The organism is Murimonas intestini (assembly GCF_024622195.1).
Taxonomy (GTDB): Bacteria; Bacillota; Clostridia; order Lachnospirales; family Lachnospiraceae; genus Murimonas; species Murimonas intestini.
In genome coordinates this window covers 159,742-176,978 of the sequence record NZ_JANKBI010000009.1, presented here as the reverse complement: position 1 = coordinate 176,978, position 17,237 = coordinate 159,742, and the positions used below count along the sequence as shown (strand labels likewise).

Genomic DNA, 17,237 nt, shown 5'->3' with positions numbered 1-17,237 from the left:
AAATGGACGAGATAATGAAGTGCTACAGGGAACAGAACGTGAGTGAAGCCCTGCTTCTTAAAATAGAGCGTTTCAGGGAAAAATACCCGGTGCCGGAAGGGCTCAGAGACAGACTGGTAAAGCCTGAGCTTCCATTCTATGGAAGAGAAATTCTGGAGATGGCGGCTACGGCTCTGCTGGAAGGCGAGAATATACTGCTTTCGGGCACGAAGGCTACAGGAAAAAATATATTGGCTGAGAATCTGGCCTGGCTGTTCGGACGGCCTTCTTATAATGTATCATTTCATGTGAATACGGACAGCAGTACCCTGATCGGAACAGATACATTCCGCAATAATGAAGTCCAGCTTCGGACAGGCCCGGTGTATGAGAGCGCTGTCGGCGGAGGTTTCTGTATTTTTGATGAAGTTAATATGGCGAAAAATGAAGCTGTCTCAGTTCTGCATGCCACACTTGATTACCGCAGGATGATAGATGTGCCGGGATATGATAAGATCAGGCTCCATGAAGCCGCCAGATTTATAGGGACTATGAATTACGGGTATGCGGGAACAAAGGAATTAAACGAAGCACTTGTCTCCAGATTTATGGTGATCGATATGCCGGAAATGACAGAAGATACCCTGCAGAGGATCATGTACGGCATGTTCCCGGATGCTAAAAAGGCGGGAATGGAGCAGCTTCTTGGAGTATTTCTGGATCTGCAGCTGAAGGCCTCCAACAATGAGATTTCAACAAGGCCGCTGGATCTGAGAGGACTGATCGGGGCCGCAAAAACAATCAGGGCAGGTCTCTCACCGCTGCTGGCAGTCAGGATGGGAATGGTGAATAAGAGTTTTGACGTATTTGAGCGTGAGCTGATTGAAGATGTGGTGATGACCAGGATACCGGAAAGCATGGGCAGCAGTGAAGTCTTTTGACGGAAAGGTACCTTCAGATGATGGAAATAAATGAAGACGTATTTGATGAGAAGCGTCTGGAGATAGAAAACAGAATAAAGAATCTGGTATGGACAGTCAGCAAAGACTACTGCCTGGAGGCAAAACCGGATGCGGATGCCTTCATGAGATCAAAGGACGCCGCATTCTACGATGCTATTAAGCAGGGAGCCTTTGCGTACTATTATGACAAGGAAGAGTTCTCCATGTATATTGTAAAGAAAATATACTGTGAGGCGGATGAACAGGCGCTGATGAATCTGGCCCAGATGGCCATTGATATGGCTGTCCATCTGAAGATTACGGAAGAGAGGCCGGGGGTAGAACAGATAAGGCGGCGGGCGTTTGAAGATGTCCTGGACCAGGATTTCCACAAACTCGTCTCATCACTTCCTGGAAAAGTGAAGGCTGCGCTGATGAGAGGAAGCCTGACAGGAGACTGGAGCAGTGAGCGGCGGATCAGCTGGGCAGTGGATAAGATAAGAAGCCTGGAGAATGCCGGGGACACCATGCAGATAATAGAGACAGTGGACGAACTCTATAACAGCCTGATCGACAGGGAGTTTGAAAAGAAGCACGGCACACTTGAGCATGTTCTGGCAGTGACCATGGAGGAACTTGCAGGATATGACTGGAATGATTTTATGGAAGAGGAGGCGGCGGAGGACTTCCTGGAGCAGTACCTGGAACAGATCTCCAACAGGATGACTGCCACGGGAGAGGAGGACCCGGAGGAGCAGCAGAAAAGAAAAAGACGAGCTTCCACAGTCATATTAAATAAAGAAGATATAGATAAAATGTACAGCTATATGGAGCTGAATTTTGGAAAGTCGTATCTCTCTGAAGCAGACCAGAAAAAGGCGGACAGAAAGCTGTGCAGAGGAGCACATGCGGACTGCAGCCTTTATTATACAGAAGGGATCCTGAAAAATCCTGTAAAGGTCAATGCCCAGTATGTAAATGCAAAAAAGCAGGCAGACAGAAACAGGCTGCTTTATCATAACAGCAGGCAGGTGACAAAGAGAAATATAGAGATAATGACAAATGAACTCAGGCACTCGCTGATACAGCGCAGCGAGATTGAAACTATATCCTCAGATTACGGGCAGCTGGTCCCAAGCCGCCTGTGGAAGGCGGGCAGGTGTGAGCCCCGGAAGCTTTTTGAGAAGCTTAACAAGAAGGATAATTCTGATTTTGTGGTTGAGATCCTGATGGATGCCAGCGGTTCTCAGAGGGGAAGGCAGAGCCAGGTGGCGCTTCAGGGATATATCATAAGCGCAGCGCTGTGCAATGTACAGATACCGCACAGGGTCATGGGCTTTTGTACCTTCTGGGACTATACAGTCATGCAGCTGTTCAGGGATTATGATGACCCCAGGGAAGCATCCGGGCGTATATTTGAATACAATACCACAGCTAATAACAGGGACGGGCTGGCGATCAGGGCATCAGGGGATTCCCTCCTGGAGCGCCCCGAGGAGAATAAGATCCTGATCGTGCTCAGTGACGGACGGCCAAATGATGTGATCGTCAACAGGCCGGGCAGCAGAAATCCCAGGACATACAGCGGGGAATATGCAGTAAGTGACACGGCTTTTGAGGTGCGCAGGCTCAGGAAAGAGGGGATCTTTGTACTTGGAGTTTTTGCTGGCAGGGAGAAAGACCTGGCGGCAGAAAAAAGGATATTTGGCAGAGATTTTGCCTATATCAGACAGATCGGCAATTTTTCAAATGTTGTTGGATTATATCTGAAAAAGCTGTTAGAATGGGAGTGATAACAGCGGCAGGGAATGGTTGGAAAAGGAAGCAGCAGAAGGAGAGGTTTTGTATATGAAGATTTCTAAGGTTCTGAAATGGTCAGCAATCGCGGGCGCATCATTGCTGGGAGGCGGTGCATACGCTTTCTTTTGGCGTTTTATATCAAGGCCGCGGCCGGCATATGCCGAAGACAGCCTGAAGCGTGACAAGGACGGGGAGCGATTTATAAAAATTGTAAAAGAGGAGAAGGCATGGCTGAAAAACCAGAAGCCGGAGCATGTCTCCATACAGTCATTTGACGGTCTTACCCTGCGCGGGATTTTTCTTCCGGCAGAAGGCAAGTCTGAAAAGGTAATACTGGGAGTACACGGCATAACCTCGTGCAGCAGTAATGAATATGCTGTTATTGCCAGGTTTTTTCATGAGCAGGGTTATCATTTCCTGATGGTGGATGACAGGGCTCATGGGGAAAGTGACGGGAAATATGCAGGATTCGGATGTCTTGACAGAGAAGACTGCTACAGGTGGGTACGTTATCTGGATGACAGGTTTAACGGCAAATGCAGTATCTTCCTGCACGGTGTCTCAATGGGAGCAGCTACAGTGCTCATGACATCATCCATGAACCTGACTCCCAATGTAAAGGGGATTATAGCTGACTGTGGTTATACCTCCCCCATGGAAGAATTTCAATATTGCTTTAAGCGTGAGTTAGGTATTAAAGGGACGGCCGTGCTCAAACTGTCCAGTATCATATGCAGATTAATTGCAGGATATGGCTATTCAGATTTTTCCACATTAGAGGAAGTGAAAAAGACAAAAATCCCCATCTTTATCATTCATGGCAAAGAAGATGATTTTGTTCCTACTGTAATGGGACGGCAGATTTATGATGCCTGTGTTTCTGAGAAAAGATTATGGTTGGTAGATGGGGCGGCACATGCCAGAAGCTACTATGTAGCCAGAGAGGAGTATGAAGAAAAGATGCTTGATTTTATGGAAGAGCATCTTTGAGGCGGATTAAAAAGCAGAAAATGGACGAGAATATAAAAGAAAAAATAAGAGAGAGAATAGTAAAACGTCTTGCTAAAATATCTAACAGGCTGAGTAAGATGCAGATCATTGCACTGGGATTCTTAATTGTCATCATGTCAGGCACTTTGCTCCTGATGCTGCCGGTGGCCAGCAGAAGCGGGGAATGTACGGGATTTCTGGACGCTCTGTTTACGGCGGTTTCCGCCACCTGTGTTACCGGGTTGGTGGTAGTTGATACCTGGGTACACTGGAGCCTGTTTGGACAGATAGTCATTCTGGTCATGATACAGATCGGAGGACTGGGATTTATGACAGTTTCAGTGCTTTTTGCACTGATGATGCACAGGAAGATAGGCCTCAAGGAGAGAAGCCTTATCTCCGAAAGTGTAAATGCGATACAGCTGGGTGGGATTGTGGGACTGGTAAGAAAGATCCTGATAGGGACGCTCATAGTGGAAGGCACAGGGGCAATCCTGCTGTCTGTCCGCTTCTGCGGCCAGCTTGGCCTGGCGAGAGGCATTTACTACGGGATCTTCCACTCTATCTCAGCATTTTGTAATGCGGGTTTTGATCTTATGGGGTATCAGGGGGAGTATTCCTCCATGGTCAATTACTCCGGGGACTGGCTGGTAAATATCACACTGATCTCTCTGATCGTAATCGGCGGGATTGGTTTTATCGTCTGGGATGATATTACGAAAAAGAAATGGCATTTCAAACAGTACAGGGTACATTCGAAGATAGTTCTTATAACAACTGCAGTGCTGCTGTTTGGAGGAGCGTTTTTATTCTATCTCTTTGAGAAAGATAATATACTGGCAGGCATGGGACCAGGGGAAACATTTTTAAGTTCCATGTTTGCATCCACGACAACCAGGACGGCGGGCTTTAACACAACGGACATAGCTGCCTACACAGATGCGGGCAAGCTCCTTTCAACGATTCTGATGTTTATAGGAGGAAGCCCGGGGTCTACAGCCGGAGGAATCAAGACAACAACCTTTGTGATATTTCTTTTGTACATGAGGTCAAACATGTTAAAGACAAAGGGTGTGAATATATTCCACAGAAGGATACATGAAGATTCAGTTAAAAAGGCAAGTGCGGTAGTCTGCACAAACCTGCTGCTGGCTCTGAGTGTCACGCTGCTGATATGCGGAACACAGGGGATGGGACTCTCAGATGTGCTGCTGGAATCGGTGTCAGCTATGAGTACAGTCGGGATGTCATCAGGCATCACAAGAGGATTTACAGCAGTGTCAAAAATAGGGATCATGATACTGATGTACTGCGGCAGGGTGGGAAGCCTGTCATTTGCCCTCTCCTTTACTGACAAAAGGAAGACTTCCCCTGTGGAGTACCCGGAGGAAAAAATACTTATTGGCTGAGCCAGAAGCTGAAAGGGGATTTATTTTTGGAGATAAAAGTTAACAATAAAAAGACGGTAATGTTTATTATCGCATTTGCTATCCTGCTCTACTGGAGCCTGAACCACTTTCCGGTCATCCTGGATGGAGTATCGATCACTGTGGGCGTCCTGTCCCCATTTTTGCTGGGGGCTGCGATTGCATTTATTTTAAACGTGCCCATGCGTTTTTTTGAACGCCAGCTGTCCAGATTCTTAAAGGACAAAAAGAAAGTAGTAAGGGCAGCCAGCATTCTGCTTTCTCTGCTCCTGGCAGGCGGGATCATCATCTTTGTCCTGCTGACCGTGATACCTGAACTGGTAGATACCATCGTGGCGCTGAATAACGGGATCCCGGCATTTCTGGAAAAAATGGATACCTGGATACGCGGGGTTACGAAATCTTATCCTGAAGTTACCCAGTATCTGAGCACTGTAGAGATAAACTGGAGCAATGTGACTGATCTTGCAGTAAACTTCCTGAAAAACGGAGTTACGGATATACTCTCCTCTACCTGGGGGATTGCAACCTCAGTAGTGGGAGTCCTGACAAATCTGTGTATTGGCATTATCTTTTCGATTTATATACTGGCGCAGAAAGAGAAGCTGGGATTCCAGTTCCGCAAACTCATATATGCATATATTCCTTCTGCAAAGGCAGACAGGTTCTTTGCTATAGGCCGGCTTTCCCACAGGACTTTTTCAGGCTTTATATCAGGGCAGTGCATGGAAGCGATTATATTTGGGCTGCTGTGTTACGGAGGGATGCTGCTGTGCCGTTTTCCGTATTCTATGAGCGTATCTGTGCTGATTGGTTTTACAACTCTGATTCCGGTACTGGGGGCATTTCTTGGTACGGCGCTTGGGGCCCTGCTCATTTTTGTTACAAGTCCGCTGCAGGCATTCTGGTTCGTGGTAATGATCATTGTTCTGCAGCAGATAGATGAAAATCTGATTTACCCCAGAGTTGTGGGGAATTCAGTGGGTCTGGCAAGTATTTGGGTCATTGTGGCGGTAACAGTGGGCGGCAGTCTGATGGGAGTGCTTGGAATGCTGATCTTTGTCCCTCTGGCCAGTGTGCTTTATGCACTGCTGAGAGACAGTGTCAATGGGCACTTGTCAAAAAAACAGCTGTCGGATTCCAGAATAGAAGGTCCGCCAGAGGAAACGGCGTCCAGACACCGGAATTTTGTGAAAAAGCCTAAGGCCGCACAGGGTAAGAAAAAGCAGTAAGGCCTGTAAACAGTGACTTGTAAAAAGCCGCCGATTGATGTATTATTTCAAACAGAGACTGATGCGCCGGATGAATGAGTTAAAGACGGTGCACGATAACAGAAAAGTATTTTGGAGGAAGAAACATGTCAGAAAAAGAATGTAACAACACAAGCTGCAGTAAAGAGAGCTGCGAGGGATGTCCGAGCAGACAGCCCAAAAGTTTCCTTGTAGAGCCTAATATCTATACGGAAATCAAGCATGTAATCGGAGTAGTCAGCGGCAAAGGCGGCGTGGGCAAGTCCATGGTCACTGCCTCAGTGGCCAATCTCCTGGCAGAGAGAGGGTACAGGGTCGGTATCCTAGACGCTGATATCACAGGCCCCTCTATCCCGAAAATGTACGGGATACATGGACCGGCCCAGGCGGATGAGGAAGGAATACTTCCTATGCTGGCAGAAAATGATATAAAGATCATGTCCATCAATCTGCTTATGCCGGACGAGGAGGCGCCGGTGATCTGGAGAGGCCCTGTTATTTCCAACATGGTAAAACAGTTCTGGACAGATGTTATCTGGGGCGAGCTGGATTATCTTCTTGTGGACATGCCTCCGGGAACAGGCGATGTGCCGCTCACTGTATTCCAGTCCCTGCCGGTAGAAGGTATCCTTATCGTATCCTCACCGCAGGATCTTGTCAAAATGATCGTTAAGAAAGCATATAACATGGCAAAGCAGATGAATGTGGAAGTGCTGGGTATTGTAGAGAACTACAGCTACCTGAAATGTCCGGACTGCGGAAAAGTAATGAATGTATTTGGTGAGAGCCATATTGATGAGATCGCTGAAGAACTGGGTACGGAAGTGCTTGGCAAGCTTCCTATAGAGCCGCAGCTGGCCGCCATGGCAGATGAGGGCCGCTTTGCCGAAGTTAAGAGCACATATCTCGATAATGCGCTGCAGAAGCTTTGTAAATTATAAGGAAAGATAATATTCAGAGGGATTGTGTAACTGTTCAGTACCTTTACAGTTACGCGGGATTACAGATGAGGAGGAATTTAAGAAATGGAGAGTAGAAGAATTATTCAGGTAGAGGAAAAAGTGCCGTTTAAGCTGCTTTTTCCCCTGTCAGTGCAGCACATGTTTGCAATGTTCGGAGCTACGGTTCTGGTACCCTTTCTTTTTGGAATAAATCCGGCTATCGTACTTTTTATGAACGGCCTGGGAACATTACTTTTTATCCTGATAACGAAGGGTAAAGCCCCAGCGTATCTGGGGTCAAGCTTTGCATTTTTGGCGCCTGCGGGGATAGTCATAAGTGAGATGGGATATCAGTATGCGCTCGGCGGTTTTGTTGCAGTGGGATTTTTAGGATGTATACTGGCTGGAGTTATCTATAAATTTGGTTCAGACTGGATTGATGTGGTACTTCCACCGGCTGCCATGGGACCTGTAGTTGCCCTGATCGGACTGGAATTATCGGGCTCAGCGGCCAGCAATGCGGGGATGCTGGATGAAAATATCAGCTCCCAGAATGTTATAGTATTTCTTGTAACGCTTGGAGTCGCTGTATTTGGCTCTGTTGTGTTCAGAAAGTTTTTGTCAGTCATCCCAATTCTGATCGCGGTGATTGCAGGGTATGTGGCAGCTATCTGCTGCGGGATCGTAGACTTTACGGAAGTGGCAGCTGCGCCTATCCTGGCCCTGCCGAATTTCCAGACGCCAAAGTTCAGCGCCCAGGCGATCCTGATCATCCTTCCTGTTATACTTGTAATCACATCAGAGCATATTGGCCATCAGGTAGTTACAAGCAAGATAGTTGGCAGAGATCTTCTGAAGGATCCGGGGCTGCACCGCACATTATTTGGCGATAATTTTTCTACTATGCTGTCAGGCCTTATCGGATCAGTGCCTACAACCACATATGGTGAAAATATAGGTGTCATGGCTGTCACAAGGGTATACAGTGTCAGGGTGATCGGCGGAGCAGCAGTGCTCTCCATTATCTGTTCTTTTGTGGGCAAATTGTCCGCCCTGATCCAGACAATACCGGGACCTGTCATCGGCGGAATATCATTTCTGCTCTATGGAATGATCGGTGCATCAGGTATAAGGATACTGGTAGACTCCCAGGTAGATTACGGAAAATCAAAAAATCTGATCATGACATCCGTCATATTTGTTACAGGACTCTCCGGAATCACTGTAAAATTTGGAAATATACAGCTGACAGGTATGGTGCTGGCATGTGTTGTCGGCATGCTGCTTGGACTGATATTTTATCTGCTGGAGAAATTCCATCTGACAAACGATCAGGAATAGCAGGGGGGCAGTGATAGACAGGCTCTAGAATATCAACAAAATTGGTGAGGAATCCTCCGCCTCTATAGGTGGAGTGATGAATCGCCAAAAACAAGCTGAGCGGCAGTGTCGGAAAAATATCCCACATTGACATGAAGTCAAGACTTAAAAATACCGGCACACAGACTGTTTTTCCATGTACCGGTCGCTGATATCCCTGTCATTTTTGCAGTTTTTCTTCTGTAAATAGATAATGTTCTGCAAGCTTCAAAATCTTAGCAGCTGTCTCGATCTGCTGTGCAGTTATCTCTTTGGAAGCGATATAAAAGGTATCATAATCGCTTGCATGGCGTATTTCCTCTGCCTTTACAATCTTCCGCCCAAGTTCACGGGGAAAAATCTCAGACTGAACATAATCTAGGCGATGACGCACCACATCTATTTTGGTTCCAACATCCAGAGAATCAGGCTGCTTCATATAAAATCACCCCTTCTTTCTGTACATTGGTATAGAACGGATATGCTGTTACCCATTGCTTAAAATGCTGAAGATTTTTCACAACAGGCATCATCCAAATATCATTGTTTACATTAAATTCATATCCCAGTTCTGACAGAGCATCTGAATAAGCATCCATTTCTTCAGGAGACAAGTCCACTAATAACATGATATCTACATCTGAATCAGATGTATAATCACCTCTTGCATAGGAACCATATAAAATGGCGCTCTTAAGGTGTGCGCCGTAAATCTTTTGTACTTCTGATAAATACTGATTAAGCAGTATATAAATTGTCTGTGGCATACAACCGTTCCTCCTTTCTCATGATAGCTTAAGTATAATCCAAATCGCAAGATTTCGCAACCAGTGTACGTAGTACCGGTAATTACAAAGTGTTACTGTTTACACGCCACCATCCCGCGATAAGTAACAATAAAATCAGAGTTTGATCTATTATTTCACAAAACTCCTTGTTAAATTCGAACATATGTGCTAGAATAATAACAAACAAATGTTTGGAGAGATGATATGAGTCTAAGAATTCAGGAAGAAATGGATCTAATGGAAAAGCTGGAGATTTTAACTGATGCGGCAAAATATGATGTGGCGTGTACATCCAGCGGCGTGGACAGGAATGGTGACGGGAAAGGCATGGGCAACAGTGTAGCCAAAGGGATCTGCCACAGCTTTGCATCAGACGGCAGGTGCATATCCCTGTTAAAGATCCTGTTTACAAACGAATGTGTTTTTGACTGTAAATACTGTCTGAACAGGTGCTCTAACGATGTACCGAGAGCCTCTTTCACGCCGGAGGAGGTATGCAGGCTGACTATGGAATTTTACAGGCGCAATTATATAGAAGGCCTTTTTCTCAGCTCCGGTATATTAAAGAATCCTGATTTTACAATGGAACTGCTTTATCAGACCTTGTATAAGCTGCGCTGTGAATACAATTTTCAGGGGTATATCCACGTGAAGGCTATTCCGGGGGCAGACCAGGAGCTGATTGACAGGACAGGATTTCTGGCAGACCGAATGAGCGTCAATCTGGAACTGCCTACATCAGAAGGTCTGAAAAAGCTGGCGCCGCATAAGAGCAGGAAGACGATACTTGCCCCAATGCGCCAGATCCAGAACAGGATGACAGAAAATAAAGAAGAGCTGGCAGTTTTTAGAAATGCTCCTAAATTTGTGCCAGCAGGGCAGAGCACCCAGATGATCATTGGCGCCACACCGGAAAGTGATTATGCCATCGTATCAGTTGCCGAATCACTCTATAAGAAATTCAGGCTGAAAAGAGTCTTTTATTCTGCCTTTGTGAAGGTAAATGAGGATGCCAGTCTTCCGGCCCTTCCCGGGGGACCTCCGCTGCTGAGGGAGCACAGGCTGTATCAGGCTGACTGGCTGCTGAGATTCTATGGGTTTGAGGCGGATGAGCTGCTCTCCGAGAAGAGGCCTAATTTCAATGTATTCCTGGACCCAAAATGTGACTGGGCGCTGGGCCATCTGGAGCAGTTCCCTGTGGAGATCAACCGCGCAGATTATTATACGCTTCTGCGTGTGCCGGGGATAGGCACCAAGTCCGCACAGCACATCGTTCAGGCAAGGAGATTCGCCTGCCTCAGGTTTGAAGACCTGAAGAAGCTGGGAGTTGTACTGAAGCGGGCCCTGTACTTTATTACATGCAGCGGCAGGATGATGTATCCCACAAAGCTGGACGAGGACTATATACTCAGGAACCTGCTGAGTGAAAAGGAAAGAAAGCCGCTGGGGATAGACGGATACAGGCAGCTCACACTTTTTGATGATTTTAATATGCAGGCAGCGGATATAATAAGATCAGAGTGCGGAAGGGTGGTTTGATGGGAAAGGTAGTCTTTCAATGTGAGGACAGTACAGATGGTATTTTTACAGGCATTTATGATGCCTGGGACAGCAGAGTGGGGCACAGGAATGTGAAGCTGGAGGCTGGAAGAGAGTATGATATGGAGTTATTTTCCGAGTACAGGCGGGTGGAGACGGACGGTGTCAAAGCAGGGAAGGTGGCGGCCACGATCAGGAGGAAGCTGAAGGCGGATGTGTATGAACAGATATATAATGCCACATTGTCACGTGAGAAGGATAAGGCAGAGCATATCTACAGAACTGTCGTCATGGGGCTGTATATGCCTGACGGAGAGAATATCATGCAGAATCTGAGCAATTATTCTGTGCGGCGTGTATTTGAGTGCTCCAGGAGGGCAGGACATGAGGCTCATCAGTTTACAGGCTTCCTGCGTTTCTCTGAATTAAAAAACAAGGTGCTTTTTGCGCAGATAGAACCGGAGAATAAGGTGCTCCCGCTGATTGGTGATCATTTTTCAGACAGGTTTCCGCTGGAAGATTTCCTGATTTATGACAAGACCCATCAGATGTTTCTTGCACATGCGGCAAACAGGCCGTGGATGCTCATCTCAGGTGAGGTGCCTGACAAGGAAATGATAAATGATATTTCTGAAAATGAGTTGAGATACAGAAAGCTCTGGAAGGTATTCCACAGGACGATCGGTATCGAGGAGCGGAAAAACGCCAGACTTCAGCAGCAGCTTCTGCCGCTCAGATACAGGAAAGATATGACTGAGTGGGATGATAAAGAAGCCTGAGAGCAGAATGCGGCGAAAATATTTTTGAAAAACCTACCAAATATTTTTTCTTACAGTGCAATCTTTGTCAAGTATTCAGAAGCGGCTCAGTAAGCGGAAACGAAAATTTTTATAAAGAATGTATTTATAAAAATACAAAAATGTACAGAACGCATAAGAAAACACCCCTAAATGAAAAATATGGCGAAAAATGCAATATTTGACAAATGTATTTAGAAGTGGCATAATCGGAACAACATAAAATTATGGCTGAAACTAATTTAGAACAGAAGGGGTGATTAACATGTCAGAAAGGAAGATTAAACTCACAGAGATCAATGATGTGAAAGAGTTTGTTCAGACTGCCGGTCAGTGCGATTTCGATATCGACGTATTTTATAACCGGGTGATAATTGACGCAAAATCTATCCTGGGCGTATTGAGTTTAGATTTAACAAAAGTACTGACCGTAAAATATGGCGGCGATGATATGAAGTTTGAGAATATCTTAGACAAATATTCTGCGTCATGACTAAGTACGTAAGGAAGATAAGGGTAACAGATACGGAGCTGATGTTACTGTTCACTCCGTGACCAGTAACGAGTTGATAACTGCTCACAAAATGAGGGTGCTGTATTTTACAGCATCCTTTTTTTGTGTTATGATAGTGGCAGAACTTATGTTTTGAGAAGATATTGGGGACTATAGAAAAGCGGAAAAGGGAGACAGGCCGGAATGGAAGAGATTAGAATATCTGTGCGCAGTCTTGTGGAATTTATACTGCGTTCCGGAGATATAGATAACCGCAGGGGGACGATGGCGGATAAAGAGGCCATGCAGCTTGGAAGCCGGCTCCACCGGAAGATCCAGGGGCAGATGGGTTCGAATTACAGGGCCGAGGTTAGCCTGAGCCTGAAGTATCCATGCAGGGATATTGTAATTGTTGTAGAGGGAAGAGCGGACGGGATCCAGGAAGATGCGGACGGAACGATGATCGATGAGATAAAGGGGATATTCCGTGATCTGGCCTATCTGGAAGGACCGGTGGATGTGCATCTGGCCCAGGCAAAGTGTTATGCATACATTTATGCAAAAGAGAAGGAACTGGAAGAGATAGCTGTCCAGATGACATACTGCAACATGGAAACAGAAGACATCAGGCGTTTTAAACAGAAGTATACTTATGCAGAGTTAGAGCAGTGGTTTGAAAAGCTGATGCAGGAATATGAAAAGTGGTGCATGTTTTCGGCTGGCTGGAAGAAGATCAGACAGGAATCCATCACTCAGGTAGAATTTCCGTTTGAGTACAGAGAGGGGCAGAAGGAGCTGGCAGCAGCTGTCTACAGGACGATAGCGCGGAAAAAGAAACTTTTTATAGAGGCTCCTACCGGAGTAGGAAAAACAATCTCAACAATATTTCCGGCGGTAAAGGCAGTGGGGGAAGGACTGGGAGAGAAGATCTTCTACCTGACAGCCAAGACGATAACCAGAACAGTGGCGCAGGAGGCATTCGCCATGCTCAGGGAGCAGGGACTTAAGTATAAGGTGGCGACCCTGACAGCAAAAGAAAAGATCTGCCCCATGGAAGAGACAGAGTGTAATCCTGATGCATGTCCATACGCAAAAGGTCATTATGACAGGGTAAATGACGCAGTCTTTGAGATATTGGGAACGACTGATGATTTTACAAGAGAATCTCTTCTTGCCCAGAGCGAAAAGTGGCAGGTATGTCCGTTCGAGATGGGGCTGGATGTGTCACTCTGGACAGATGCGGTGATCTGTGATTATAACTATGTTTTTGACCCAAGGGCACATCTGAAAAGATTTTTTGGGGACGGTGTGAAAGGCGACTATCTGTTTTTGATAGATGAGGCACATAATCTGGTAGAGCGGGGCAGAGAGATGTACAGCGCTGTCATATATAAAGAAGATATACTGGAGGTGCGCAGAGCTGTCAAGCCTTACAGCAGGAAGCTGGAGAAATACCTCACCAAATGCAATGATTATCTGCTGGATTTAAAGAGAGAGTGTACGGCTTACAGCCTGCTTGATAATGTGGGGAATTTTGCACTCAGCCTGATGAATGTGGCGGGAGAGATGGAAAAATTTCTGGAGGAAGACCGGGGGGATGTACACGAACTGGTGCTGAACCTCTATTTTGCTGTGAGGACTTTTCTGGATATCCACGAAAGGCTGGATGAGAACTATGTGATATATTCGGAGATGGAGAACTCGGGCAGATTCAAGCTGAAGCTGTTCTGCGTAAATCCTGCTGTAAACCTGGCAGAATTTCTGGATAAAGGGAGGGGTACAGTATTTTTCTCCGCAACGCTTCTTCCCATACAATACTATATCAGGCTGCTGAGCACCAGGACGGATGATTACACGATTTATGCAAAATCACCATTTGACCCGTCACGCAAGCTGCTTTTGATTGGAAATGATATCAGCAGCAAGTACACGAGGCGGGGAAAAAGAGAATATGATAAAGCGGCGGCATATATCAAAAGGACAGTGGAATTAAAGAAGGGAAATTATCTGGCCTTCTTTCCTTCCTATAAGATGCTGGAGGATGTGGCGGAGAGCTTTGAGGAGATCAGGGGAGATGTGAGGGCTATCTGCCAGAACAGCAGGATGGATGAGAGGGAGAGAGAAGAATTTCTGGGGGCATTTGAGGAGGACAATCCGGAAGGCCTTGTGGGCTTTTGTGTGATGGGCGGCATTTTTGGCGAAGGGATAGATCTGAAAAAGGACCGGCTTATAGGAGCGATGGTAGTGGGGACAGGCCTCCCTCAGATATGCAATGAGAGAGAGATTCTGAAGAACTATTATGACTCAAGGGAGATGGACGGGTTTGACTATGCTTACAGGTATCCCGGAATGAACAAGGTGCTCCAGTCCGCGGGCAGGGTGATAAGGACCCAGGAGGATGAAGGGGTAATACTGCTGCTGGACGACAGATTCCTCCAGTGGGAATATCTGCAGATGTTTCCTGTAGAATGGTCTGATTATGATGTATGTACTTTAAGAAGCCTGGAGGATAAGCTGCAAAATTTCTGGAGTGCGAGAGAACAAGATTCTTGACCGGGGGGTTGAGAGTAGCTATACTGTATGTAATATGCAGCATGTCGCTGCGTATATACCACAGATGGGAGGAAGATATCATGGTATGCAAACAATGTGGTAAGGAACTGGCACCGGATGATGTATTTTGCGGCAGCTGCGGCTGGAGGGTCGAGTCAGAAGATTTAGGGACAGCCGGTGACGGGGAAAAGAGGTTCTGTATTAACTGCGGAAGGATATTAAGGGCGGACGCCCAGTTCTGCCCCAACTGCGGCAGGCCTGTTGACGGCGGGAACGAGGGCGAGCAGGAGATGGCATGCGGATATGACTGGGGGAATGCGTCAGGCGGCGGTGTGCCGAAGAAAAAGGCCAGGCAGGCTGGAATCCTTAAGGTGAAAAAACTGGGCCGGCACGGGAAGGACAGGGATGAGTCTCCTGAGGAGGATGTGCGGACGGAGCCGGGGATAGTGCCTGTGCCTGATGAGGGAATACTTCATGTGGATGACGAAAGTACTGTCAGGCCGCAAAAGATCTGGCAGGGAAAGAAGAAAAAAGCAATGATCGGTGCAGCAGCAGTTTTGCTGGCAGCGGGAGGCATTGCAGGCTGGATGCTGCTGAGCGATGGACCGTCAGCAGGAAGATACGGCCAGGTACTTTATACAAAGGGCGGCGAGGCATGGGCAATTGACGCCTCCCAAAAAGAGCCGGAAAAAGAATTTTATGATCTGGAAATGTCAAGCATTTCCTATGATGTGGGAGGCATCTCAGGATATCTTGTGAAAAACAGGATCAGATATTCAGAAGATCATTCATATATCTATTATCCTGATAAAAAATCTGACACGGTCGATTATTCATTTGAACTGTGCAGGCGCAGTCTTGATACAGGTGATGTGGAATATATTGCAGATGAAGTGACTGTGTATGAGCTGCTCCCGGACGGCAGGATCGTTTATACGGGGGGAGAAGACAAGGCCCTGTACCTGAAGGACGGAGAAGAAAAAGAAAAGCTTGCCGCCGGTGTATATGATTTCAAGGTAAACAAGAGCGGTACGATGGTGACATGGATACAGAATGTACATAATACGGATGCGGCAGTAGAGGGTGATCTGTATGTGAGGGCGCTGACGGAGAAAGAGGCTGAAAATGAAAAGATAGCTTCTGAGGCAACCCTGGCAGGATATTCTGAAGATATGAGAAGTTTTATCTACCTGAGGGATAAGGTTCTGTATCTTCAGAGGGGAGGACAGGAAAGAATCAAAGTTGATTCGGATGTACAAAGTGCCCGGCCCGGAGATGAAAATCTTGAGACATTTTATTATATGAAGGAGCCGTCTGATGACAACATGGACTGGACAGCCTTCGTTGATGATGACATGAAGGCGTCAGATGAGATTTTGAGCTATCCGGCCCAGGAAGATTTCCAGATACAGAAGACGGAGAAGTCAAGCGGAAGCAATAAGAAGGTTTACGTGCCTGATGAAGAGGCATATCAGAAGGCAGTGGAAGCTTATGAAGAGAAGACAGCCAGGGATAAGCTGAGAGAACAGCTGAACAGTTTAGATATAAGTATAGAGAAGAGGCAGCTCTGTTTTTATGGGGACGGAGAAGCGGGTGTTATTGAAGAGAATTTTAATGGCAGTCTTGATTATCCGGGCTGGAATAAGGGTATCATATATGAGAGCATAAAGCCGCCGTCAGAGAAGAAACTGAAGCTTTCAGATTTTCAGGATTTTGCGGAGGCTGAATCAGCTATAGAAACAGCTGTATTTGAAAATACTGCTGTCTGTGCGACAGCAGGCAGGGATGTAACTGCCATTGCGCCCGGATTTGGCATCTACCAGTCCAGCTTTGAGGAGGAGACAGGGATAGCCGGAGTATTGCTGCACAATGAGGAGAATATCATACCTAAGCTGGTCAGGATAGACATCCAGGAGGATGGGACATTAAATATTGCGGAAGTAGATCAGAATGTGACTTATCTTTCATGTATACTGAACGGGAGCATGTACTACATAAAGGATGAAAATAATTCCAAAGGAGATCTCTGGTGCGACGGGAAAAAGATAGATACAGATGTCTACAAATATTCCCCCAGACCTCTCTCTGAGGCACTGTCGGTGGTATATGCATCTGATTACAATGAAGAAAAGCAGCGCGGAGTAATGAAAAGCTATGACGGAACAGAGATAAAGACCATAGCTGAGGACGTACATATGTATCTGGAGCTGCCCGGCACAGGGTTAGCTGTATTGTCTGACTACAGCTCCAAAGATCTGGCAGGGGACCTTAAGCTCTATACGGAAGACGGAAACTTCAGCCTGCTGGATGAGAATGTAGAGAGTATCCTGCAGGGAGTATTATTTTAGAAGACATGTGAGCGCAGACGCGGGAGTGAGAA

14 protein-coding genes are annotated in these 17,237 nt (G+C 46.4%); 12 read left to right on the top strand and 2 right to left on the bottom strand.

Features of this window, described 5'->3' with window-relative positions:
• Positions 1-2: 2 nt before the first annotated feature.
• From NSB28_RS14300 to uraA, 7 genes are all read left to right on the top strand, one after another.
• Complete coding sequence (locus NSB28_RS14300) at positions 3-920, top strand: AAA family ATPase (RefSeq protein WP_257497820.1); 918 nt, start codon at positions 3-5, stop codon at positions 918-920.
• A complete protein-coding gene (locus NSB28_RS14295; protein ID WP_306812196.1) occupies positions 917-2,713 on the top strand; it encodes a cobaltochelatase CobT-related protein in 1,797 nt (598 codons plus the stop codon). The genes NSB28_RS14300 and NSB28_RS14295 overlap by 4 nt, the downstream gene beginning before the upstream one ends.
• A gap of 55 nt (positions 2,714-2,768) precedes the next feature.
• Positions 2,769-3,710: an alpha/beta hydrolase gene (locus NSB28_RS14290; protein ID WP_257497821.1), complete on the top strand. Its 942-nt coding sequence runs from the start codon at positions 2,769-2,771 to the stop codon at positions 3,708-3,710.
• A 32-nt stretch (positions 3,711-3,742) separates the two neighbouring features.
• Positions 3,743-5,119: a TrkH family potassium uptake protein gene (locus NSB28_RS14285; protein ID WP_416388933.1), complete on the top strand. Its 1,377-nt coding sequence runs from the start codon at positions 3,743-3,745 to the stop codon at positions 5,117-5,119.
• A 26-nt stretch (positions 5,120-5,145) separates the two neighbouring features.
• Complete coding sequence (locus NSB28_RS14280; RefSeq protein WP_109747332.1) at positions 5,146-6,369, top strand: AI-2E family transporter; 1,224 nt, start codon at positions 5,146-5,148, stop codon at positions 6,367-6,369.
• Between the two features lie 125 nt (positions 6,370-6,494).
• The gene (locus tag NSB28_RS14275) at positions 6,495-7,328 is read left to right on the top strand and encodes an Mrp/NBP35 family ATP-binding protein (RefSeq protein WP_109747333.1); all 834 of its coding nucleotides are present in this window, start codon (positions 6,495-6,497) and stop codon (positions 7,326-7,328) included.
• Positions 7,329-7,412: 84 nt separating this feature from the next.
• Positions 7,413-8,669, top strand: a complete 1,257-nt coding sequence (uraA, locus tag NSB28_RS14270; RefSeq protein ID WP_109747334.1) for a uracil permease — start codon at positions 7,413-7,415, stop codon at positions 8,667-8,669.
• Between the two features lie 199 nt (positions 8,670-8,868).
• On the opposite strand, the gene NSB28_RS14265 is transcribed toward uraA, so the two are convergent.
• Positions 8,869-9,126 carry a hypothetical protein gene (locus NSB28_RS14265; protein WP_109747335.1) on the bottom strand — a complete coding sequence of 86 codons (258 nt, stop codon included), beginning with the start codon at positions 9,124-9,126 and terminating at the stop codon, positions 8,869-8,871.
• Positions 9,113-9,454 carry a nucleotidyltransferase domain-containing protein gene (locus NSB28_RS14260; RefSeq protein WP_109747336.1) on the bottom strand — a complete coding sequence of 114 codons (342 nt, stop codon included), beginning with the start codon at positions 9,452-9,454 and terminating at the stop codon, positions 9,113-9,115. The genes NSB28_RS14265 and NSB28_RS14260 overlap by 14 nt, the downstream gene beginning before the upstream one ends.
• Positions 9,455-9,679: 225 nt before the next feature.
• Between NSB28_RS14260 and NSB28_RS14255 the strand changes: the two genes are divergently transcribed.
• From NSB28_RS14255 to NSB28_RS14235, 5 genes are all read left to right on the top strand, one after another.
• Positions 9,680-11,014 carry a putative DNA modification/repair radical SAM protein gene (locus tag NSB28_RS14255; RefSeq protein ID WP_109747337.1) on the top strand — a complete coding sequence of 445 codons (1,335 nt, stop codon included), beginning with the start codon at positions 9,680-9,682 and terminating at the stop codon, positions 11,012-11,014.
• Positions 11,014-11,793 carry a TIGR03915 family putative DNA repair protein gene (locus NSB28_RS14250; RefSeq protein WP_109747338.1) on the top strand — a complete coding sequence of 260 codons (780 nt, stop codon included), beginning with the start codon at positions 11,014-11,016 and terminating at the stop codon, positions 11,791-11,793. The genes NSB28_RS14255 and NSB28_RS14250 overlap by 1 nt, the downstream gene beginning before the upstream one ends.
• A 283-nt stretch (positions 11,794-12,076) precedes the next feature.
• Positions 12,077-12,304: an HPr family phosphocarrier protein gene (locus NSB28_RS14245; protein WP_109747339.1), complete on the top strand. Its 228-nt coding sequence runs from the start codon at positions 12,077-12,079 to the stop codon at positions 12,302-12,304.
• 204 nt (positions 12,305-12,508) lie between these two features.
• On the top strand, positions 12,509-14,857 hold the full coding sequence (locus tag NSB28_RS14240) for an ATP-dependent DNA helicase (protein WP_109747340.1): 2,349 nt from the start codon (positions 12,509-12,511) through the stop codon (positions 14,855-14,857).
• A gap of 80 nt (positions 14,858-14,937) precedes the next feature.
• Positions 14,938-17,205, top strand: a complete 2,268-nt coding sequence (locus NSB28_RS14235; protein ID WP_257497823.1) for a zinc-ribbon domain-containing protein — start codon at positions 14,938-14,940, stop codon at positions 17,203-17,205.
• Positions 17,206-17,237: the final 32 nt, after the last annotated feature.